The organism is Herbaspirillum sp. SJZ107 (assembly GCF_006715485.1).
Taxonomy (GTDB): domain Bacteria; phylum Pseudomonadota; class Gammaproteobacteria; order Burkholderiales; family Burkholderiaceae_D; genus Telluria.
Map to the genome: position 1 here is coordinate 1,155,799 of NZ_VFNH01000001.1, position 20,855 is coordinate 1,176,653.

Below are 20,855 nucleotides of genomic sequence, written 5' to 3' on the forward strand. Positions count from 1 at the left end.
CCAAGCGCGCGATTCCTGCCGGCGGCCGGCCATTTTGCCGGTGCTATACTCGGCGGCCCATCATGGGACAAGGAAAGACAAGCAAGGACATGGAATGAACTGGATCGTCTTGATCGTCGCCGGGCTGCTGGAAGTGGCCTGGGCCGTCGGCCTGAAGCACACGGCCGGCTTTACCCGGCTGTGGCCGTCGGTATTCACGCTGGCGACGATGGCCGGCAGCGTCGGCATGCTGGGCCTGGCGCTGCGCACTTTGCCGCTGGGCACGGCCTATGCGGTGTGGACCGGCATCGGCACCGTCGGCACTGCGGTGTTCGGCATGGCGGTGATGGGCGAACCGGCCGGCGCGCTGCGCCTGCTGTCGATCGGCCTGATCGTGGCCGGCATCGTCGGCCTCAAGCTCTTGAGCCCGGCCTGATCCGGCCAGCCTCATTGTCCTCCTGGGCCGCCGACCGCGCACACATTTGCGCTGTGTCGTTCGTGGCGCTTTCATGCGGGGTGAATATACGGTCTGCTCAGCCGCACTTGCGGCCCACGACCGGAGATTCGGATGAAGCTGCTCGCTGTGCCGCCCGACGATGTGCCCGCGGAGGATGCTCCCGTCGCCCTCTCGGTCGTGGTGCCCCTGCACGACGAGGAAGACAACGTGCTGCCGCTGGCAAGCCAGGTGCAGGCGGCGCTGGCCGTTTCGCCGTGGCCGTGGCAATTGATCCTGGTCGACGACGGCAGCCGCGACCGCACCGCCGCGCGCATCCGCGAGGCCGTCGCCGCCAATCCGCAGCAACTGGCAGGCGTACTCCTGCGGCGCCGCTTCGGCCAGACCGCGGCCATGCAGGCCGGCATCGACGCCGCGCGCGGCAGCGTCGTCGCCACCATGGATGGCGACCTGCAGAACGATCCGCACGACATCCTGCGCATGGTGCGGCGCCTGCTCGACGAAGACCTCGACCTGCTGGTCGGCTGGCGCCGCGCGCGCAAGGACGGCTTCTGGCTGCGCCGGCTGCCGTCCCGGCTGGCCAACGGGCTGATCGGGGCAGTCACCCGGCTGCCGCTGCACGATTACGGCTGTTCCCTGAAGGTCTACCGCGCCGCCGTGCTGCGCGAAGTGCGCCTGTACGGCGAGATGCACCGCTTCATCCCGACCTGGATGGCCACCGTCACCGCGCCCGAACGCATCCGCGAAGAAGAAGTCAGCCATTTTCCGCGCCTGCACGGCAAATCCAAGTACGGGCTGTCGCGCACCTTCAAGGTGCTGCTCGACCTGCTGGCGGCGGTGTTCTTCGTGCGCTTCCGCGCCAGCCCCGGGCACTTCTTCGGCCGCATCGGCCTGGCCTGCGCCTTTCCCGGCATGCTGGCCCTGGCCTGGCTGGCCTGGGCCAAGCTGGTCGAGGGTGAAGCGATCGCGGGGCGCCCGCTGCTGCTGTTCGCGCTGCTGCTGGCGGTGATCGGGGTGCAGTTCATCTGCACCGGCATCCTCACCGAAATGCTGGCGCGCACCTATTTCGAAGCCGGCACGGCGCGCACCTACCTGGTGCGCGCTACGCTCGGTACACCGGGTGCGGTCGATGGCGCGGGCGGCCTGGCGCAGCGGGTGCCGCAGTGTGGACAGGGCGCGCAGGGTGGGCAGGGTGGACGGCCTGCAGCGGCGGAGGGGGCATGAGGCCGCCGGGGCAGGACGGTGAGCAGGGCAGCCACGCGTCGGTGACGACGGCGCCGGCGCACGGCGATGGCCGGGCTGCCACGCTGCCGGCCAGCGTCGCCGCGCATCTGCTGCCGCTGCTGGCGCTCGCACTCGCGGTGCTGGCCAGCCTGTTCCTCGGGCTGGGGACGGTGCCGCTGTTCGATGTCGACGAAGGTGCATTCAGCGAAGCCACGCGCGAAATGCTGGCGCGCGGCGACTACGTGTCGACCTGGCTCAACGGCGCGCCGCGGTTCGACAAGCCGATCCTGATCTACTGGCTGCAGGCCGCTTCGGTCACGCTGTTCGGCATGGACGAATTCGCGCTCCGCCTGCCGTCCGCGCTGGCGGCGACGGCCTGGATCGGCGCCATCGCCGTCTTTGCGCGCACCCGTTTCGAGGGCGCCGACGACCCCGGCACCGGCTACGCCGCCGCCTTCATCGCCGCCACCACGGCCGGCGTCGGCGTGATCGGGCGCGGCGCCATCGCCGATGCGCTGCTGAACCTGTTCCTGGCGCTGGCCATGTTCGACATCATGCGTTACGCGACGGACGGGCAGGCCGCCCAGCGCCGCCGCGTCTACCTGTGGATCGGACTGGGCCTGCTGACCAAGGGACCGGTGGCCCTGCTGGTGCCGGGCGCCGCCAGCTGCCTCGGTTTCGCCTTGCAGGGCCGCTTGGCCGCATGGTGGCGCGCGCTGCGCGATCCGCTCGGCTGGGCGATCCTGCTGGCGGTGGCGGCACCCTGGTACCTGCTGGAATATGCGCGGCGCGGCGACGCCTTCCTGGCGGGCTTCTTCATGCGCCACAACGTCGAACGCTTCATGGCACCGTTGCAGGGCCATGGCGGCGGCATCCTGTATTACCTGCCGGCGCTGCTGCTGATCCTGCTGCCCTGGTGCGGCCTGCTGCTGGCCACCGTGCCCGCCATGTTCCGCGCCGTGCTGCCCGCGCTGCGCCGGCGGCGCATGGCGTCCGACGATGCCTTCCTGTGGAGCTGGTTCCTGTTCGTGTTCGCCTTCTTTTCGCTGGCCGGCACCAAGCTGCCGCACTACCTGCTGTATGGCGTGACGCCGCTGTTCATCCTGATGGCGCGCGCGCGCCGGGCGCCGCATCCGGCCTGGCTGGTGCTGGCGCCGCCGCTGCTGATGCTGGCCGCGGTGGCGGCGCTGCCGTACGCGCTCGAGCGGCTGGCGCCCGGCATCGGCAACACCTACATGCGCGAGGCGCTTGGACGGGGCGAGGTGTTCGGCGGCGCCTGGCGCGCCGTCGCCGGGCTGCTGCTGGGCGCCGCACTGGGGCTGGCGCTGTGGCGCGGCGCCGCCTTGTGGCTGCGGCTGGCCACGACCAGCCTGCTGTGCGCAGGCGCCCTCGGCGGCCTGCTGCTGCCCGCGGTCGGCGAACTGCAGCAGGGGCCGCTGAAGGAAGCGGCGCAACTGGCCCGGCGCGAGGGGTGGGACGTGCAGCGCTGGCGCATCGACGCGCCGAGCTTTTCGGTCTACCGCGCTGCGGTCACGCCGTCGACCCCGGCGCCGCATGCCGGCCAGGTGATCCTCACCCGCAGCGACGCGCTGCACACGCCGCAACTGGCGGGTGCGCAGATCCTGTACCGCAAGGGCGGCATCGTGCTGCTGCGCGTGCGCAACTAGGCCCGTCATGCGCCCACCCCTCCATCCAGCCTGGGTCTGGCTGCCGCCCGCCGCAGCCCTGGCGGCGTTGGCCGCGATCGTGGCCAGCGGCAGCAATCACGCGCTGTTCCTGCTGTTGAACCATGCCGGCGGCGTGCTGGGCCAACCGGTCTGGCTGCGGCTGACGATGTTCGGCGACGGCGCCATTGCGATGGTGCTGGTCCTGCCCAGCATCCGGCGCGCGCCGCACTGTTTCTGGGCGGCGCTCGCGGCGGCGGTCTTCGCCGGACTCTGGACCCAGGTCACCAAGCAGTTCATCGACGTGCCGCGGCCGCTCGCGGTATTCGGCGCCGGCGAGTTCTTCCACGCGGGCCCGGCCTACCGCCAGGTGTCGTTTCCGTCCGGGCACGCGGCGGCGGCGTTCGCGATTGCCGGCATCGGCATCATGGGCCTGGCCCGGCATACGCTGGTGCGCGCGCTGCTGCTGACGATGGCGGTGCTGGTGAGCCTGTCGCGCATCATGGTCGGCGTGCACTGGCCGGTCGACATCCTGTGGGGCATGATCGGTGGCTGGGTCGGCGCCTGGTCCGGCCTGGCGCTGCACGGGCGTTGCGGCTGGCGCACCTCCGGCATCGGCGGCCTGCTGGCCGGATTGCTGCTGCTCGGCATGGCGGCAGGGCTGCTGGTCAGCCACCACATGCACATCCCCGCAGTGATGCCGCTGCAGCGTACCGTCGCCGGCGCTTGCCTGCTGTGGGGAGCTTGGGAAATCGCGGCGATGCTGCCCTGGCGGGGCTGGCGCTGGCCGCTGACCGGGCGCGGCCGCGAACAGCCCGGCGAGCGTGGCGCCGAGCCTGCGCCCGAACGGCCGGTCGAGCGCACCGATGAGCATGCGGCGGAGCACAGCGCCGATGCCGCCAGGCCGGTGGCGATCAACAGGAGTGCTTCGGATGGATAAGGAAGGGTGGTGGCTGGTGGTCGGCTTCGGCGGGCAGGCCCTGTTCATGGCACGTTTCGTGCTGCAGTGGTTGACGAGCGAGCGTGAGCGGCGCAGCGTGATTCCGGTGTCGTTCTGGTACCTGAGCATCCTGGGGGCGCTGGTGCTGCTGGCCTATGCCGTGCACCGGCACGATCCGGTATTCGTCGTCGGCCAGGCGCTCGGCGTGGGGATTTACCTGCGCAACCTGCAGCTCATACGGGGTGAGCGGGAAGCCTCACGAAATGTCACCTCATCTTGACATTGTTTTACCAAACTTTACAGTGGCCGTGTATTTTTTAGCGCTGTTGAACAATAGAATTTGCCATCGCTTTTCAGCTCATGGAGGTCCTATGGTGTTCTGTGCCGTTCCCGTCGTTTTTCTCACGAAAGGCGCCAGCTCATGAAACCATTGCGCTCTCAAGCGGTCGAAATTGGTGCGCGCTGGCGTCCGAACGGGGCATTCCTCCGTGCCCCCGCCTCGGGCAAAAACAGTCCCGTTGCCGACACCGCCTGGAAAGCCGAACCGTCCATGCCCGTCCAGATGCCATTGATCCCGCCGGAGCGGCTGGCGCAGGCCGGCAAGATCCTGTTCATCGCACACCTGGCGCTGGGCGACTTCACCTATCTGCAAAGCTGTTTCCGCGCGCTTGCGGCGGCCTATCCGCAGCTCGAGATCCACCTGTGGGTCGACGAGCGCCGCCGCACCGCCAACGCAGCCGAATGGCCGCACCTCAGGAAATACGCGCTGTACGACTGGCTGGCCGAGTGTCCGTTCATCGCCAGGGTCTACAACGAGACCTACAGCCCGGCGTTGTTCGCGCAGTCCCTGGCCGCCGCGCAACGGGAAGATTATCCACTGGTGGTATCGCTGGCCGTGCTCGAGCGCCATAAATACGCGACCCTGGCGCGCAAGATCAGCCGTCGTGGTTTCGTGGTCGGACAAAAGAAACGGGTGCGTCCTTACGATGTGATGAAATACCTGATCTATCGCAAGTTGGACGCCAGTATCCCTGCCTACACCGCGGCATCGCATCGCGACCAGCATATCAGCGACATCTACGCCGGCTGGTTCACCCAGCTGTTCGGCATGGACATTCCTGCGCGCGCGCGTTTCCCGGTGCTCGATATCGGCGCGCACTGGATGCGTTATGCGCACGAACAGTTCGTGGCCTGGGGTTTCCGCCAGGCGCAAGGCCAGGGCCCTGGTCAGGGCGCCCGGCCGCCCGCCAGGGTGGTATTCCTGAATGCATTCTCCAAGTGCGCCGAGCGCAGCTGGCCGCTGGAGCGCATCATCGGCCTGATCCGCACGATGCGTTGCGATCCGGCCTGGGGCGACAGCGGCTTCGTGGTCAACGTCGTGCCCGAGGAGCTGGCGCGGGCGCGGGCGCTGTTCGATGCCGAGGGATTGGCGCATACCCATCTGTTCAGCGCGGAAGACAATTTCTTCCAGCTGCCCGCCATCCTCAGCCTGTGCGACCTGGTGATCTCGGTCGAGACGGCGGTCATGCACCTGGCAAACGCCGTACATGTGCCGGTGATCGCCCTGATGCGCCAGAAAAATCCCGAGTGGGCGCCGATCGACAAGGACAACAGCATCGTCATCACGGCGGCTGGCCGCGATGACTGGGTCGACCGCATCGGCGTCCAGGACGTGATGGCGGTGCTGGCGCAGCCTGTCGCCGACCACGCCTGAGTCAAGCGAAAACGGGGCGGGGCGCCGCCGGGGTATCATGGGGCGACGAAGCATTGACCTGACGCCTGCCCGGCTTGTGCCGGCGTCCACCGGATGTGAAAGGACTGCAGATGACGACGATGACCGGCAGCCGCGACGCCAGGCTGCGCCAGACTGCGGGCAAGCGGGTAGGGCGGGTCCTGTGGGTGACCGCCGCGATGCTGCTGGTGCCCGCGGTGGCGATGCGCTTTACCGCCGAGGTGAAGTGGGGGCCAATGGATTTCGCCGTCGCCGCCGTGCTGCTGGCCGGGACCGGCCTGGTCTACGAGCTGGCGGTCCAGCGCATCGGCAACCGCACCCACCGCATCGTCGGCGGGCTGGCGCTGGCGGGCGCGCTGCTGCTGGCGTGGGCCGAACTTGCGGTCGGCGTGTTCCACTGAGCGCTGCCCGCCGGCTTTACTCCTGTCCGAACGACGGATTCGGCCGCGTCATGTAATACCATTCCTGGTTCGGACCGGCATTCGTGTCCGGGAACAGGATACGGCCCGCGAACTCGGCCAGCACCGGCGTGCCGTCGGCACGCACGCCGATCTGTTCGCCTTCGGCGACCGGATCGAAACTGGCCCATGTACGCGTAAAGCGGTCGCCGGCGTCGAGCTTGTCGTGCACCACCACCATCTGCAGCGCTTCCATCTCCTCGAACGGCACCGGCGCCGGCGCCGGCGCGTCGATCAGTCCAAGGAAGGCGAGCGTGTTCATGATGGCGCGGTAGGCCACCTCCGGCGCCTGCGGATCGAGGTGCTGGCCGCATTCCAGCGTCAGGGCATAGCCGCCGGTGCTGCGCATGTATTCGGTGGTACCGACGCCGTAGCGCAGCACGGTTTCCAGCTCAGACGCACTGGATGACGCCGCGCGCGAACGGCGCTGCACGCCGCCGCCGTAGGCTGCCATCCAGCCGGTGACGAAGCGGCGCACACCCAGGCGCCGCGCCAGCGCGCGTTCTTGGCGCATGTGGCGGAACGGTTCGAGCGGACCGTCGTTGTCGGCCGGGCCGACCATCACGAAGGGTTCGCCGTGGGCCGCATTGAAGGAATGCAGGTCGAGCAGCACGTCGTGCCGGGCCAGCAGCGGGCACAGCCAGTTGGCGACGCGGTCTTCGAAGTCCTGCGGATCGGCTTTCGGGAACAGGTCGCGGTTCAGGTTGCGGTCGCCGGAGCGGGTATTCCTGGCGTACGCCAGCGGATTGACGATCGGGACAAAGGTGACGCTGCCGGCGCCGATGTGCAGGCGGCCGGCATCGAGTTCCGCCATCACCCGGCCGATGGCCTGGGTGCCGCAGACTTCGTTGCCATGCGTCGCCCCCATGATGATGACGCGCGGGCCTTGCCCGAGGCCGGTATAGGTGACGGATTTGAATTGCAGCGTGCTGGCGGAAGTCATGCGATGGTGGTCCAGGGATGTCGATCCAGCCATTTTAGCGGCAAATCCCGGCGCAACCCTGGCTGCTGCGGCCGGCGCATGGCATGATCCGGGTTTTGTCGACGACAGGCCACCATGAACGGCACTTCATGAGCACTCCAGCCGCAAGCAGGATCCACGGGCTCGATACCCTGCGCGCACTCGCGGTCACGCTGGTCGTGCTGCACCATTACGTGCTGTTCGTCAGCGACGCCCCGACCTTCGGCTGGGTCGGCGAGATCGGCTGGGCCGGGGTCGATTTGTTCTTTGCGCTGTCCGGCTACCTGATCGGCAACCAGATCTTCGCCGGCCTGCGCGACCCGAACGGCTTTTCGCTGCGCCACTTCTATGCGCGGCGCCTGCTGCGCACGCTGCCGAATTTCTGGGTGGTGCTCGCCCTGTACGCACTGTGGCCAGCCTTCCGCGGCGACGCGCCGCTGCTGCCGCTGTGGCGCTACCTCACATTTACCCAGAACATTCATCTGGAGCCGGGGACGGCGTTCTCGCATGCCTGGTCGCTCTGCATCGAGGAACAGTTCTATATGCTGCTGCCGGCGCTGGCACTGCTGGCGACCGTGATCCGGGCGCCGCTGCGCTGGGCCTGGCTCGCGATCGGCGCCGCCTTCCTGGTGGGGATGGCGGTGCGCTGGCAGGTCTGGCTGGACGGCATGACCGGCAAGGCCTGGCTGCACCACTATTATAAATACATCTATTACGCCAGCTGGTGCCGCTTCGACGAGCTGCTGGCCGGGGTAGCGCTGGCGCTGCTGAAGAACGGGCACCGGGCACTCTGGATTCGCGTGATGCGTCACGGAAATTATCTGCTGGCAGCTGGCGGTGTGGTCACGGCGCTGGCAGTGGTGCTGTTCCTGCACGACCACTACGGCCTCGGCGTGACCGTGTTCGGCTATCCGCTGCTGGCGCTCGGCTTCTCGCTGCTGACCCTGGCGGCGCTGGCGCCCGGATCGCTGCTGCACCGCCTGCGGGTGCCGGGCGCGGCCAGCCTGGCGCTGTGGTCGTACGCGGTCTATCTGGTACACAAGCAGGTATGTGTCATGGTGGCGGCGTGCCTGGCGCGGATGGGCTACGGCGCCGAGGACCCGATCACGATCGGCCTGTCGCTGGCAGCCTCGCTGCTGGCCGGCTGGCTGCTGTACCGCTTGGTGGAGACCCCGTTCATGGCCTTGCGCGCCCGCCTGGTGCCGGCCAATGGGCGGGCACCGGCGGCACCGCTCGGCAACCTTCGATGACCGCAGCCGGCGCCATGTTCGCCGACAGCGGTCGAGAAGTGCCCCGGTGTTGTGTGCCTCAGGTCAGGGTGGCGCTTTCATGTTGCGGAATAACGGTAGCCGGGTAGCGCGCGGCCGAGGAGGCGTTGATGAATTTCGCGCGCAGGATTCGGTTCAGTGGTTCCTCGATGTACTTGAAGCAGAGGCATGCCAGACCTGTGGTAAGGATGAAATACAAGCCAAAGTAGAGGTTCGGCTGACTGATGGCAAACGATGAACGCCCGAAAACCTCATCGAGAATCATCCATACCGGCCAGTGCAGGATGTAGACCGAAAAGCTGGCCTTCCCCAACTTGACCAATGGCTCGCAAGAGAGGATCTTTGCGATCGGCCCTTGTCCGCATGCAAGCGCGCAGATGAACAGCGCGACCAATGGGGCGAAGGTAGCTCTCGCATACCATCGGTCGTCGAGCGGGAGCAACATGAGGAGGACCAGAGCCCCCGCCGACAACGCCGTTACCCAGGATGCCGAGCGGTCGAACGCCCGGGTGTCGCGGCGCTTCCATATCAGCCCGGCGGCCACCCCGGTCAGAAATTCGGGAAGCCGGATCAGCGGTATGTAACCCCATAGATCCCCAGCAGCAAGCTCGACTATCGTCTGAGTGAATACCGAGAGCGCACCGATGCCGCAGCATACGCCGGCAAACACGGCCAGCCGGATTGTCGACAGTTTCGACAGCCTCACGCAAACGGCAGGGAAAAGCAGGTAGAAGAACGCCTCTGCAGACAAGGACCATCCCGGCGGGTTCCATATTCCCCAGGAGGTACCGAGCGAATTGAACCATGACTGGATCAACGCAAAAGACAAAATACCGCTGGCCAGTTGCTGCCATGCCGGCTCGGTTGACCGCATCAACACGACCGGGGCCATCAACATCATGCCGACGACATAAACGGGATAGAGACGCGCCACGCGAGCGGCCCAGAATGCCGGCCTGATGCCGCGAAATTTACCCGCGCCGGCGTCATAGCTGTAGACCAGAATGAAGCCGGAGAGAACGAAAAAGATCACCACGCCGAAGCCGCCATGATCGACAAGAGCTCTAACCCAGGCATTGCCCGATTTCGAAAAATGGAATGCGACCACCGATGCTGCGGCAAAATACCGCAGGCCTGTCAAAGCCAGGATCTGGCCGCCGTGTTGAATGGACATAGTTAGATTCTAATTGGAAATATTTCTCCAATTTACTTTCTAACAATGTTTTATGAACCTAGCGTAGTTACTAGGAGACATCAACTATCTTTGCATGCTTGCAACAAAGATAACGCTGCGTGCAAGGCCTGGACGTTGGCCTATACGCGAGCTGGGCGGCTTTGCGCTCAGCGCGCCTCGATGATCCGGTCGTCGATGACGTCGAAGGCAGCCGGCATGTCCGACAGGAAGGCAGTCAGGTGGGCCACCCGCATCGACGGGTCGTAGCCGTCGGTGGACGCGATCGCGGCGCGCAGGCCGGGCAGGGCTTCCGGGGTATAAGGGCTGGCGTAGGCCTCGAGCAGCATTGCCACCAGATCGGTGGGGTTGGCGCCGGCACCGCCGCCGCGGCGCAGGCGTGCGTGGATGATGCCCAGCAGGGTGCGCTGCATGCGCGGCGTCGGGTGTTCGATGTGGGCAAAGGCGGCCGGGGTGTTGGCGATGGCCTCGCAGATGGTGCGTTCGATGGCGTCCGGCTTCAGGTCGGACGGGATGTCGAACCAGGCCTTGTCCCAGCGCGTGCGCGCGTACTGGTGCCCGGGAGGAAAGGCGTCGAGCGACTCCAGGCCGAGCGCGCGGCTGGCGCGGGAGAGCAGGGTGGAGAGGGTGTCGAGCAGGGGCATGGCGCGGGTCGGAAAAGCGAATACCGCTAGTGTAGCCGAAGTCACAAGCGCGTCGCCCTGCGAAGGCCGGGGCGACGTTCAGAGGCTGACGGGAAAGAACAAGCTTGCTCTTCTCAACGGCGCGTCAAGCCGCAAACCGCCCGGCGCGGAAATCCTCCACCGCCTGGAACACTTCCGCCTGCGTATTCATCACGAACGGCCCATACTGCGCGATCGGCTCGTTCAGCGGCCGCCCGGCAATCAGCAGCAGCCGGCTCGGCGTCGCCGCCTTGATGCGCACGCCGTCGGCGCCTTGGGCGTTGTCGAGGATCGCCATGCGCGTCTGCGGCACACCCTTGCCCCCGACCACGGCTTCACCGCGGAACACGTAGATGAAGGCGTTGTGCCCGGCCGGCAGCGGCAGGTCGAGCGTGACGCCCGCCGGCAGTTCGATGTCCAGGTACAGGGGCAGGGTGCCGTCGCGCTGGACGGCGCCGGTCACGCCGTGCGTCTCGCCGGCGATCACCTGCACCACGGCGCCGGACGGCAGCGTGAAGCGCGGCACCGCTTCGGTCGGGATGTCGCGGTACCAGGGCGCGCTCATCTTGTCCTTGGCGGGCAGGTTGAGCCACAGCTGGAAGCCTTCCATCAAGCCTTCTTCCTGCTCCGGCATTTCGGAGTGGATCACGCCGCGGCCCGCGGTCATCCACTGCACGCCGCCGTTGGTCACCAGGCCTTCGTTGCCGGCGCTGTCGCGGTGGCGCATGCGCCCGGTCAGCATGTAGGTGACCGTTTCGAAACCGCGGTGCGGATGCTCGGGGAAGCCGGCGATGTAGTCGCCGGCCTTGTCGCTGCCGAAGGCATCCAGCATCAGGAAGGGATCGAGGCGGCGCTGCAGCGGCTGGGTCAGCACACGGTTGATCTTGACACCGGCGCCGTCCATCACGAACTGGCCGCCGAGCACGCGCTCGACGCCGCGGCTCTTCGCCACTGTCTGCTCCTGGATCTGCTCAGTCATGTTCATTCTCCCGTGGTCCGACCCGATGTGTGACTTAGGCCAGTGCGGCGACCGCAGCGTCGGCTTCGGCCTGGCCCTTGGCGGCCGCTTCCGGACCCATCGCCAGGCCGGCCGAGTAGATGAACTCGTTCTCGGTCATGCCCAGGAAGTTCAGCAGCATGCGGATCTGCGGCACTTGCGGATCGGCGTCGGCCGGGTAGATGCCGCCGCGTGCGGTCGCAACGTAGACCTTCTTGTTCTTCAGCAGGCCTTCCGGACCGGTCTCGGTGTAGCGGAAGGTGACGCCGGCGCGGGCGACCGCGTCGAACCAGGCCTTCAGCTGGATCGGCATGCTGAAGTTGTACATCGGCGCGCCGATGACGATGACGTCGGCGGCCTGGGCTTCAGCGATCAGGGCGTCGTCCTGGGCCACGCGTGCGGCCTGCTCGGCGCTGCGCTGGTCGGCCGGGGTGAACAGGGCGCCGAGGGCGGCACCGTCCAGCACCGGATGCGGATTGGCGCCGAGGTCGCGCACGGTCACTTGCGCGGACGGGTTGGCGGCGGTCAGGCGGGCGACGATGTTGCTGGCCACGCGGGTCGATTCCGATGCCGCGCCGCGTACGCTCGAATTAATTTGCAGAATCTTCATGCTGTCTTCCTTTAGTCTGGATGGGTGGGGTGTTGCAGTGTAGAGACTGTAACCGTTCCACTGGAAGTGTGGAAGACGATAGAATGGATAACATTATTCACGCGATGGAACAATGGTTTGCCCATGGAACCGAACGACTTGCTGCTGTTTGCCCGCATCGTCGAAGCCGGCAGCTTCAGCCTGGCGGCCCAGCGTCTCGACCTGCCCAAGTCGACGGTCTCGCGCCGCATTTCGCTGCTCGAGGCCAGCCTGGGCGAGCGCCTGCTGCAGCGGACCACGCGCAAGCTGATGCTGACCGAATTCGGCACCAGCCTGCTCGAGCATGCGCGCAAGGTGGCCGACGAGGTCGAGGCGGCCGGCGCCCTGGCCCAGCACCGCCAGGCCGCGCCCAGCGGCAAGCTGCGCATTTCGGTGCCCCACGATTTCGCCAACGTCGGCATGACGGAGTTGATCGCGCGCTTCGCCGAGCGCTATCCGGCGGTGTCGCTGGAACTGGACCTGTCGCCACGCCGGGTCGACCTGGTGGCCGAAGGCTTCGACATCGCGATCCGCATGGGCGACCTGCCCGAGGATTCGACGCTGGCCGCGCGCCGCGTGGCGCTGGAGCGCATGGGCCTGTATGCGGCGCCGTCGTACATCGCGCGCCGCGGCCTGCCGGAACACCCGGACGACCTGCTGCAGCACGACCTGCTGTGCATCCTCAGCCGCAGCGGCGGCCCGGTGCCCTGGGTGCTCCATCGCGGCAAGGTCGAGTGGAAACGCGAACTGCGCGCGCGCCTGACCGCCAATTCGCCCGAGCTGCTGGCGCGCATCGCCTCGAGCGGCATGGGCATCGCGGCCAGTTCCGATCTGTTCGTCGCGTCCTACCTGCAGAAGGGCGAACTGGTGCGCGTGCTGCCGGAGTGGGAGATGCCGACCGCGACCGGCTGGGCGGTGTTCCCGGGACGGCGCCTGATGCCGGCCAAGACCCGCGTGTTCCTCGACATGATGGAAGAGATGTTCTGCAAGGCGCAGGCGGGGAAATGAGACGCGGGCCTTTGCGGGTGCTGGTGGTGGAAGACCACGCGGCGATCGCGCGCCAGATCGTCGACTTCCTCGAGGGCCTGCACTGGGAAGCCGACCATGCCGCCGCCGGCGCGCTCGCCATCGAACTGGCCACGCGCGAGACCTACGACGTGGTCCTGCTCGACCTGAACCTGCCCGACATCGACGGCATCGCCGTATGCCGGGCGATCAAGGCGGGCGCGCCGCGCAACGTGCCGGTGCTGATGCTGACCGCGCGCGACGCTTTCGAGGACAAGGCGCGCGGTTTCCACGGCGGCGCCGACGACTATCTCACCAAACCGTTCGACCTGCGCGAACTGGCGCTGCGCTGCGAAGCGCTGGCCCGGCGCGGGCAGCTGCACCAGGATCGGGAAATCCGGGTCGGGTCGCTGACGCTGCGGGTGCGCGAGCGGTGCGCGCTGGTGGACGGTGCGCCGGCTTCACGCTGCTGCTGGCACTGTGCGAGGCCAGCCCGCGGGCGGTGTCGCGCTCGGCGCTGCTGCATGCGCTGTGGGGTGCGCAGCCGCCAGACAGCGATGCCCTCAAGTCGCACGTGTATGCGCTGCGCAAGGCGCTGGAAAAAGCCGGGGCGGCGGACCTGATCGCGACCATTCCGCAGCTCGGTTATCGTTTGCAGGCGCAGCTGCAGGCACCGCCCGAAGCCGATGTCTAGATCGATCCGCCATGGATGGTTCGCCGCGCTGGCCGGCTTCACGCTGCTGATCTGCGTCTGCTATACCGGGCTGGCGCTGATTGTTGCCTACGTCACCGAGGACATGCTGATCGACCGCCTGATGGCGCGCGAAGCGGCCGCCGTCGAGGCCCGCGCGCGGCAGGGCGGCGGCGTGGTCGCGGGCGAGGGCTGGATCCGCGCCTACCGCGACCCGTCTGCGCTGCCGCCCGCGGTGCGCGCCGCAGCCGCTGCCGGCCGGCAGCGCGCCGAAGTGTTTGCCGGCGGCGGGCGCCATTATCACCTGCGCACCCTCGACCTGCCGGGTGCCGGCGCCGGCGCGCCGCAGCGCCTGTACCTGGTGGCCGACGCCGGGCCGCTGCTGGTGGTGTCGGCCGTGGTGCGGGACGTCGGCGCGGTGCTGGCGGCGGTGGCGCTGGGGCTGACCGGGCTGGCGCTGCTGCTGGCCTGGTGGCTGTCGCGCCGGCTGGTGGCGCCGCTGCTGGCGCTGGCCGATGCGGTGCGCGGCCTGAAGCCGGGCGAGGCCGTCGCCTTCGACGCCAGCCGCCGCCGCGACGAGATCGGTTACCTGGCAGAGCGGCTCGGTACCGCGCTGTCCGAGCTGCATGCGGCGCTGGCGCGCGAACATGCGTTCACGCGCGACGCCGGCCATGAACTGCGCACGCCGCTGACCGTCATGCGCAACACCCTGGCCGGGGCGCAGCCCGACGTGCACGCCGTGGCCCAGCTGCGCACCCAGGTCGACGCGATGGCCGCCACGGTGGACGTCCTGTTTGCATTGGCACGCGCCGAACACGTCGCCGCCGAGACCTTCGACCTGCGTGCCCCCATCGAAGACACCTTGTTGAAGCTGCTGGACGCGCAGGCCTTCGATGCCGGACGGCTGGCGCTCGACCTGCCGGACCGCCTGCCTGTCAGCGGCAACCGCTACCTCGCCCTGCTGCTGATCGAAAACTGCCTCGGCAATGCGCTCTTTCACGGCGGCCCCGGCACCCGGCTGGCGCTGTCGTTCGCAGACGGCGTGCTGGCCATCGCCAACAGCGTCGATCCGGCCCGGCGCCGGGAAACCCAGGGCTTCCTGCACGGCCAGAACCTGCTGCGCCGGGCCGCCGCGGCAATGGACTGGGACCTGCGCTTCGAGGCCGGCACGGCCAGCTACCGCGTCGAGCTGGTGCCGCTGCGCCCGCGCTGAAAGCGGCCGGATTTCACCGCCGCTTCACCGGCGCGGGCCTATGCTGGCGGTTCCTCCACTTTTCAAGCCTGCCGCATGAAACGCCTGATCGCCGTCCTCATCCTTGCCTGCACCGCCGCGCCGGTCCTGGCGCAAGTCAAGTCGCTGGTCCACAAGGACGACAAGCGCCGCTACCTGGTCTACACGCCGCCATCGTACGAGGCGCAGCCGCACAAAGCCTTTCCGGTCGTGTTCAACTTCCACGGCGGCGGCATGACGATGGCCGAGCAGATGCTGTACACGCAGATGAACCGCGCCGCCGACCGCCACGGCTTCATCGTAGTCTACCCGGCCGGCATCAAGCAGGACTGGAACGTCGGCTTCGGCATGTCCTACCTGGAAGGGACCGACGACATCGGCTTTACCAGAGCGCTGCTGGCCAGGCTGCAGCAGGATTACCGGGTCGACCCCGGCCGCGTGTATGCCACCGGACTGTCGCGCGGCGGCTTCTTTGCGCTGCGCATCGCGGCCGAGCTGCCGCAGCTGTTCGCCGCGGTGGCCTCGGTGGGCGGACCGATGCCCGATGCGGTGATCCGGCATCACGCGCAGCCGGGCAAGGTAGGGGTATTGATCATGCACGGCAGCGCCGACCAGGTGGTGGCCTACGGCGGCAAGGCCGGCGATTACCTGTCGGCGCAAGCGACTTATGACTACTGGCTGCGGCACAACGGGGGCGCGGGGGCGCCCGCCCGGCGCCGCATCGATGCCGACCGCGGCGACGGCACCGAGGTGACGTGGCTGGAGCAGCAAGGGGTGGAGGAGAGCCGTGGCCGCCACAGCGTGGCGCTGGCGACGATCCGGGACGGCGGCCACACGTGGCCGGGCGCCGACCCGTTCAACGTCGGCCTGCCGATCGGCAAGACCACGCGCGATATCGACGCCAACGAGGCGATCTGGGATTTCTTCAGCCGGCAGCGCCGCTGACTGGATTCATTCAGGCTTGTTGCCCATCACCTCGCCCAGCACCACCTTGCGCTCCGGCGCCCAGTCGGCGTTGAAATCGATGGTGTTCTGCTGGAACAGCATGACGATGGTCGAGCCCAGCAGGAAGCGGCCCATTTCCTCGCCCTTTTTCAGGACGATGTCCTGGTCTTCATAGGTCCACTCGCTGATCTTTTGCGGGCGCTTCGGATTGACCACGCCGTGCCACACGGTGGCCATGCTGCCGACGATGGTGGCGCCGACCAGCACCAGCACGAAGGGGCCGTATTCGGCACTGTCGAATACGCACACCACGCGTTCGTTGCGGGCGAACAGGTTCGGCACGCCGCGCGCGGTGGTCGGATTGACCGAGAACAGGGCGCCGGGTACGTAGATCATGCGCGTCAGCTTGCCGTCGCAGGGCATGTGCAGGCGGTGGTAGTCCTTCGGCGACAGGTACAGGTTGGCGAAGCTGCCGTGGCGGAAGTGCGCCGCCAGGCTGGCGTCGCCGCCGACCAGTTCGGTCGTGGTGAAGCGGTGGCCCTTGGCCTGCAGGATGTGGTGGTCGTCGATGGCGCCGAACTGGCTGATGGCGCCGTCCACCGGGCATACGAAGTCGGCCTGCGCCAGCGGACGCACGCCGGCCTTCAGTGGACGCGTGAAGAATTCGTTGAAGCTGCTGTAGCTGGCGATGTCCGGATTTTCCGCTTCCGCCATGTTGACCCCGTACTTGCCGACGAACCAGCGGATCAGCCGGGTCGTCATCGAACCGCCCTTGGCCCCGGCGACGCGGCCGGCAAAGGTGGTGAGGCGCTGCTTCGGCAGCAGGTATTGCGGCAAGACTTTGAAGCGATCGGACACGGTAACCCTCGTGATGTTGACCAGTCAATTATAACGGGGGCAGTGCACGGGTGGACAGTTTTGGCGCCCGCCGATCGCCGCAACTGACATGCATACCAAATAAATTTCCCTATAAGCAACAAACAACAGTTGCTCGAGGCGCATCAGGCCAGGCCGCGCTGGCGGAACACCCACCACGCGATCCCGATCGCCAGCGCCTGCATGGCTGCGCACATGTAGAAACTGCTGCCCACGCGCCAGTCGCCGGGCGGCAGGTGGCTCACCGCGCCCAGGATCGCCGTTCCCACCAGCGGCATGATCACCAGCGCCAGGCTGCTGATCGATTGCAGCGATCCCATCAGCTCGCCCTGTTCACGCGGCGTCGACGACTTGGAGACGATGCCCTGCAGCGCTGGCCCGGCGGCAAACGACAGCAGGTTGCACAGGATGATCACGTATATCAGCCAGCCTTGGGTCGCCAGTCCGTACAGCAGTAAGGCAAGGGCGCCCGAGCTCAGGCCCAGCAGGGTGAGGCGCACCTCGCCGAAGCGGCGGATCAGGAAGGCCAGCAGGCCGGCTTGCACCACGATCGAGGACAGGCCGACGCAGAAGAGGGCCAGGCCATTGTCGGCCGGCCCCCAGCCGAAGCGGAAGCTGGTGTACAGGACGAAGGTCGATTGCAGCGACATCTGGGCGAAGGTGACCAGCGTGAATACCACCACCAGGCCGCGGATGTCGCGCCGGCGCACCAGGCGCAGCAGCGCCGCGAACGGGTTCATGCGCGACCACTGAAGCGGGGCGCGCCGCTCCGGCGCCAGCGATTCCGGCACGGCGATCCAGCCATAGATGAAGTTCGCGGCCGACAGCGCGGCGGCGACGTAGAAGGGCAGGTGCAGCCCGACGTTGCCGAGCAGGCCGCCCAGCGCCGGCCCGCAGATGAAGCCGAGGCCGAAGGCGGCGCCGATGCGGCCGAAACTCTTGGCACGGTTGTCCGGGGTCGATACGTCGGATGCATAGGCCGCCGCCACCGCCATGCTGGCCGACGATGCCCCACCGATCACGCGCCCGATGAACAAACAGGCCAGGTTCGGCGCCCAGGCGGTGGTGAGGAAGTTGATGCCCATGCCGGCCATCGAATACAGCAGCACCGGGCGCCGGCCGAGGCGGTCGCTGGCCATGCCGATCATCGGCATGAACACGAACTGCATCAGGCCGAACACGGCGCCGAGCATGCCGTACCACAGCGCCTGCTGCTCGCGGCCGTTGACGTATTCGCCGACCAGGGCCGGCAGCACCGGCACGATCAGCCCGACGCCGAGCATGTCGATGAAGACGCAGATCAGGACGAAATTCAGGTTGCCGGCCGGAGCCTTGGCGAACGTCGCGGTGCTGGTCATGGGCTGCCCGTCGTGGGTACGGAGGAGCTTCATGGTAGCACCGTTGGCGGCGCCTTCTGGTTGTTCGGCGGCGACGCTGCCTAGCGGCTCATGCGCCCGTCCATTCTGCTGCGAACACGGTGCGGAAGTCTTCCAGCATCGCCAGGCGCTGCTCGCCCAGGCGGCGCCCGGCCGCCGTCTGCATCATGGCGGGCAGCCTGGCCAGCTTGACCGGGATATGGTCGAGCGAGTAGGCCTTGTCGTCGAGTGCGCGGCTTGTGCCGAGCGGGTCGCTGCCGTGGGCCAGGCTGCTGCCCATGCGGCCGGCAATGTAGAACATGCGCGCCAGTCCGACCGCGCCGAGGCCGTCGAGGCGGTCGGCGTCCTGCACGATCTTCGCCTCGAGCGTGGTGGCGGGAATCGCGGCCGAGAAGCTGTGCGCCTCGATCGCGTGGGCGACGCTGTCCAGCCGCTCGGCCGGGAAGCCGAGGCGCTGCAGCTCGGTGCGCGCCAGCTCGGCGGACAGGCGCGAGGCTTGCGCACGGCGCGGGTCGTTCTTGGGAACGTTGACCAGGTCGTGCAGGTAGCAGGCGGCCAGCACGCTCAGCGTGTCGGCCTGCGCGCCGTTTTCCGCATGCTGGCCGGCCATGATCGCCTGGGCGTTGCGCCAGACGCGGTCGAGGTGGCTGGCGTCGTGGGCGCCGTCGTCGTCGGCAAGCTGTGCCGCCAGGGCGCGCAAGCGGTCGCGCCAGGTATCGAGTTCATGCATGGTGGGATTCCGCGGCGCGCTGCGACAGCGCGTCGGCTTCGAGGTTCTTGTGGCGCGGCACCCAGCGCAGGTGCAGGCTGGCGATGCGCGCGGACAGCGCGCGGACGGTGGCACGGTAGGCGGCCAGCGACGGCGCGGCAAACGCGTCCGGGCCATTGACGTCGTCGATCACGACGCGGCTGTCGCCGTACACCGTCAATTCGTCGGCGCCGTGGGCGACCGCGGCTTCGAGCACGGCGATCAGGGCGCGGTATTCGGCTTCGCTGCTGTTGCCGTAGCCGGCCGGCTGGGCCAGTTCGACGGCGGCGCCGTCCGGTCCGCGCAGCACGGCGCCGATGCCGCACTGGCCGGGGTTCGGACGGGCCGAGCCGTCGAACCAGGCGCGCCAGGCGGTCGGGCGGCCGTCGTGGGCGCTGGCGCGGCGCGCCTTGTCGGCGGCGCGCTGGGCGGCGCGGGCAGCATCGCGTTCGTCCTGGGCGGCGCGCTGGGCCAGGCGTGCCGATACCAGGGTGGCGAGGCCGGCCTGGCCGGCTGCCTGTTCCAGTACCTGGCGCAGGGCCTGGCCGCCGCTCAGGCCGCGGGCCAGCGCGAGGCGGCGGCTGGCGGCGCGTTCGCTCTTGTAGGCAAGTTGCTCGAGATGTTCAGGATCGGGAAGTTCGTTCATGCCGAGAGGATAACAAAAAAGCGCCGGTGTCCACGAGGGAACACCGGCGCAGCCTCTTTCAGAAGGACATCGTCGCGGTCAGGAACCGTTCATTACCGCAGGCCAGGCATCAGCGGCGCCAGCCGTTATCCGGGCGGCGGTCGTAGCGGTTCGGCACGCCGTCGCCGTCACGGTCGCGGTCGTAGCGGTTCGGGATACCGTCGCGGTCTTCGTCGCGGCGCGGGCTGTAGGCGTTGCGATCGTAGCCACGGTCATGGCCGCGGTCGTAGCCATGGCGTTCGTAGCGGTCGGGGATGCCGTCGCGGTCGCGGTCACGGCCGCGGTAGTCGTTACCGCGGTAATCGCTGCGGTAGCCGCCGCGGTAGCCATTGTCGTACGGCGTCCAGCGCGCCGGTTCCATGTACCAGCCGCCATTGCGGGCGTACCAGGTCGGCGCGTTGTAGGCATAGCCCGGGCGTTCGGCAACCCAGTAGCCGGGCGCCCAGACGTGGCGCTGGCCACCCCATTCCCAGTGGCCCGGCGCCCACACGTAACCGTGGCGCGGTGCCGGGATGCGCTCGACCAGCGGCGCGGGCGGGGCGGTACCGATGAACAGGCTGACATTGCTGGCGGCCATCGAGGTGAGCGGTGCGGCGGCGGCGCCGACGGCGATCAGGGCGGCAAGGGCGGTGCAGGTGAGGCGTTTCATGTTCTGTCTCCAGTCCGGAAATCGGATGGATGAACTATAGCGCGCGCTGCCGTGGCGTTGAAGGGGCGGAAAAGGATGCTTACATGTGATACAGATTCAAGGCAGTCGGCGATGCACGCTTGCCACAAAGCCTGTAGATAAAGGGACAACGCGATTTCACGGCGAAGCGGGCGGGACCCGGCGCGGCGGCCGGGTCCTGTGCTGCGCCCCGCATCATCAGGCACCCTGGCGGGCGCGCTCGAGCGCCAGCGATTGCTGCTTCTCGGCCGCCGTCATGCGCTTGGCGCTGACCTTCACCACGGCCATGCTGGTCGGGGTCGCGATGCTGGCGGCCTGCGCTGCGGCCGGGGCTGCAACATGGGCCTGGGCCGGCGGAATCGCTTCCAGTGCGACGCTGGCTGCGCCTGCCACGCTCAGCGAGAAGAGGAAGGCGGCTTCCATGTTCCTGATGATGTTCATTTGCTGCTCCTTTGCGGGTGGGTTGTCGATG

23 protein-coding genes and 1 pseudogene are annotated in these 20,855 nt (G+C 67.9%); 13 read left to right on the top strand and 11 right to left on the bottom strand.

The annotated features are described in order from the left end of the window. The first annotated feature begins 94 nt into the window (after positions 1–94). From sugE to FBX97_RS05290, 7 genes are all read left to right on the top strand, one after another. Entirely contained in the window at positions 95–415 is a 321-nt protein-coding gene (gene sugE, locus FBX97_RS05260) for a quaternary ammonium compound efflux SMR transporter SugE (protein WP_141829265.1), read from the top strand. Between the two features lie 132 nt (positions 416–547). Beyond that, entirely contained in the window at positions 548–1,657 is a 1,110-nt protein-coding gene (locus tag FBX97_RS05265; protein WP_141829267.1) for a glycosyltransferase family 2 protein, read from the top strand. Continuing rightward, positions 1,654–3,324 carry a glycosyltransferase family 39 protein gene (locus FBX97_RS05270; protein WP_141829269.1) on the top strand — a complete coding sequence of 557 codons (1,671 nt, stop codon included), beginning with the start codon at positions 1,654–1,656 and terminating at the stop codon, positions 3,322–3,324. The genes FBX97_RS05265 and FBX97_RS05270 overlap by 4 nt, the downstream gene beginning before the upstream one ends. A gap of 7 nt (positions 3,325–3,331) precedes the next feature. Next, on the top strand, positions 3,332–4,261 hold the full coding sequence (locus FBX97_RS05275) for a phosphatase PAP2 family protein (protein WP_141829271.1): 930 nt from the start codon (positions 3,332–3,334) through the stop codon (positions 4,259–4,261). Next, positions 4,254–4,541 (top strand): lipid-A-disaccharide synthase N-terminal domain-containing protein, encoded by a 288-nt coding sequence (locus FBX97_RS05280; RefSeq protein ID WP_141829273.1) that lies wholly within the window; start codon positions 4,254–4,256, stop codon positions 4,539–4,541. The genes FBX97_RS05275 and FBX97_RS05280 overlap by 8 nt, the downstream gene beginning before the upstream one ends. 270 nt (positions 4,542–4,811) lie before the next feature. Continuing rightward, positions 4,812–5,975, top strand: coding sequence for a glycosyltransferase family 9 protein (locus tag FBX97_RS05285; RefSeq protein WP_255517305.1), 1,164 nt, complete (start codon positions 4,812–4,814; stop codon positions 5,973–5,975). A gap of 110 nt (positions 5,976–6,085) precedes the next feature. Continuing rightward, positions 6,086–6,394, top strand: coding sequence for a hypothetical protein (locus tag FBX97_RS05290; RefSeq protein ID WP_221631742.1), 309 nt, complete (start codon positions 6,086–6,088; stop codon positions 6,392–6,394). Positions 6,395–6,410: 16 nt separating this feature from the next. On the opposite strand, the gene FBX97_RS05295 is transcribed toward FBX97_RS05290, so the two are convergent. Continuing rightward, positions 6,411–7,394 carry a succinylglutamate desuccinylase/aspartoacylase family protein gene (locus FBX97_RS05295; protein WP_141829275.1) on the bottom strand — a complete coding sequence of 328 codons (984 nt, stop codon included), beginning with the start codon at positions 7,392–7,394 and terminating at the stop codon, positions 6,411–6,413. 128 nt (positions 7,395–7,522) lie between these two features. On the opposite strand from FBX97_RS05295, the gene FBX97_RS05300 reads away from it, so the two are divergent. Next, positions 7,523–8,662, top strand: coding sequence for an acyltransferase (locus FBX97_RS05300; protein WP_141829277.1), 1,140 nt, complete (start codon positions 7,523–7,525; stop codon positions 8,660–8,662). 58 nt (positions 8,663–8,720) lie between these two features. Here the strand turns inward: FBX97_RS05300 and FBX97_RS05305 are convergent, their stop codons facing one another. The 4 genes from FBX97_RS05305 to FBX97_RS05320 form a co-directional block, all read right to left on the bottom strand. Further along, a complete protein-coding gene (locus FBX97_RS05305; RefSeq protein WP_141829279.1) occupies positions 8,721–9,854 on the bottom strand; it encodes an acyltransferase in 1,134 nt (377 codons plus the stop codon). A gap of 167 nt (positions 9,855–10,021) precedes the next feature. Next, the gene (locus FBX97_RS05310) at positions 10,022–10,516 is read right to left on the bottom strand and encodes a hypothetical protein (protein WP_141829281.1); all 495 of its coding nucleotides are present in this window, start codon (positions 10,514–10,516) and stop codon (positions 10,022–10,024) included. A gap of 124 nt (positions 10,517–10,640) precedes the next feature. Then, positions 10,641–11,513: a pirin family protein gene (locus FBX97_RS05315; RefSeq protein WP_141829282.1), complete on the bottom strand. Its 873-nt coding sequence runs from the start codon at positions 11,511–11,513 to the stop codon at positions 10,641–10,643. Positions 11,514–11,547: 34 nt separating this feature from the next. Continuing rightward, positions 11,548–12,141 (bottom strand): FMN-dependent NADH-azoreductase, encoded by a 594-nt coding sequence (locus tag FBX97_RS05320; protein ID WP_141829284.1) that lies wholly within the window; start codon positions 12,139–12,141, stop codon positions 11,548–11,550. 117 nt (positions 12,142–12,258) lie between these two features. On the opposite strand from FBX97_RS05320, the gene FBX97_RS05325 reads away from it, so the two are divergent. From FBX97_RS05325 to FBX97_RS05340, 5 genes and pseudogenes are all read left to right on the top strand, one after another. Next, positions 12,259–13,167: a LysR family transcriptional regulator gene (locus FBX97_RS05325; protein ID WP_185748480.1), complete on the top strand. Its 909-nt coding sequence runs from the start codon at positions 12,259–12,261 to the stop codon at positions 13,165–13,167. Then, positions 13,164–13,448: pseudogene (locus tag FBX97_RS29960) on the top strand (response regulator); the annotation flags it as partial. The gene FBX97_RS05325 and the pseudogene FBX97_RS29960, both read left to right, overlap by 4 nt. Further along, a complete protein-coding gene (locus tag FBX97_RS05330; RefSeq protein ID WP_255517394.1) occupies positions 13,364–13,858 on the top strand; it encodes a helix-turn-helix domain-containing protein in 495 nt (164 codons plus the stop codon). The pseudogene FBX97_RS29960 and the gene FBX97_RS05330, both read left to right, overlap by 85 nt. Continuing rightward, complete coding sequence (locus FBX97_RS05335; RefSeq protein ID WP_141829287.1) at positions 13,851–15,068, top strand: HAMP domain-containing sensor histidine kinase; 1,218 nt, start codon at positions 13,851–13,853, stop codon at positions 15,066–15,068. The genes FBX97_RS05330 and FBX97_RS05335 overlap by 8 nt, the downstream gene beginning before the upstream one ends. 75 nt (positions 15,069–15,143) lie before the next feature. Beyond that, positions 15,144–16,031, top strand: a complete 888-nt coding sequence (locus FBX97_RS05340) for a PHB depolymerase family esterase (RefSeq protein WP_141829288.1) — start codon at positions 15,144–15,146, stop codon at positions 16,029–16,031. Between the two features lie 6 nt (positions 16,032–16,037). Here the strand turns inward: FBX97_RS05340 and asd are convergent, their stop codons facing one another. From asd to FBX97_RS05370, 6 genes are all read right to left on the bottom strand, one after another. Continuing rightward, positions 16,038–16,889 carry an archaetidylserine decarboxylase gene (gene asd / locus FBX97_RS05345; protein WP_141829291.1) on the bottom strand — a complete coding sequence of 284 codons (852 nt, stop codon included), beginning with the start codon at positions 16,887–16,889 and terminating at the stop codon, positions 16,038–16,040. A 143-nt stretch (positions 16,890–17,032) separates the two neighbouring features. After that, positions 17,033–18,298: an MFS transporter gene (locus FBX97_RS05350; protein ID WP_370457155.1), complete on the bottom strand. Its 1,266-nt coding sequence runs from the start codon at positions 18,296–18,298 to the stop codon at positions 17,033–17,035. A 55-nt stretch (positions 18,299–18,353) separates the two neighbouring features. Further along, positions 18,354–19,013 carry an HD domain-containing protein gene (locus FBX97_RS05355; RefSeq protein WP_141829293.1) on the bottom strand — a complete coding sequence of 220 codons (660 nt, stop codon included), beginning with the start codon at positions 19,011–19,013 and terminating at the stop codon, positions 18,354–18,356. Next, entirely contained in the window at positions 19,006–19,677 is a 672-nt protein-coding gene (locus tag FBX97_RS05360; protein WP_141829295.1) for a ribonuclease HI family protein, read from the bottom strand. Before FBX97_RS05360 ends, FBX97_RS05355 begins: the two co-directional genes overlap by 8 nt. A 109-nt stretch (positions 19,678–19,786) precedes the next feature. Continuing rightward, positions 19,787–20,365, bottom strand: a complete 579-nt coding sequence (locus FBX97_RS05365) for a YXWGXW repeat-containing protein (protein WP_141829296.1) — start codon at positions 20,363–20,365, stop codon at positions 19,787–19,789. A 216-nt stretch (positions 20,366–20,581) separates the two neighbouring features. Next, positions 20,582–20,824 (bottom strand): hypothetical protein, encoded by a 243-nt coding sequence (locus FBX97_RS05370; protein ID WP_141829298.1) that lies wholly within the window; start codon positions 20,822–20,824, stop codon positions 20,582–20,584. Between the last annotated feature and the right edge of the window lie 31 nt (positions 20,825–20,855).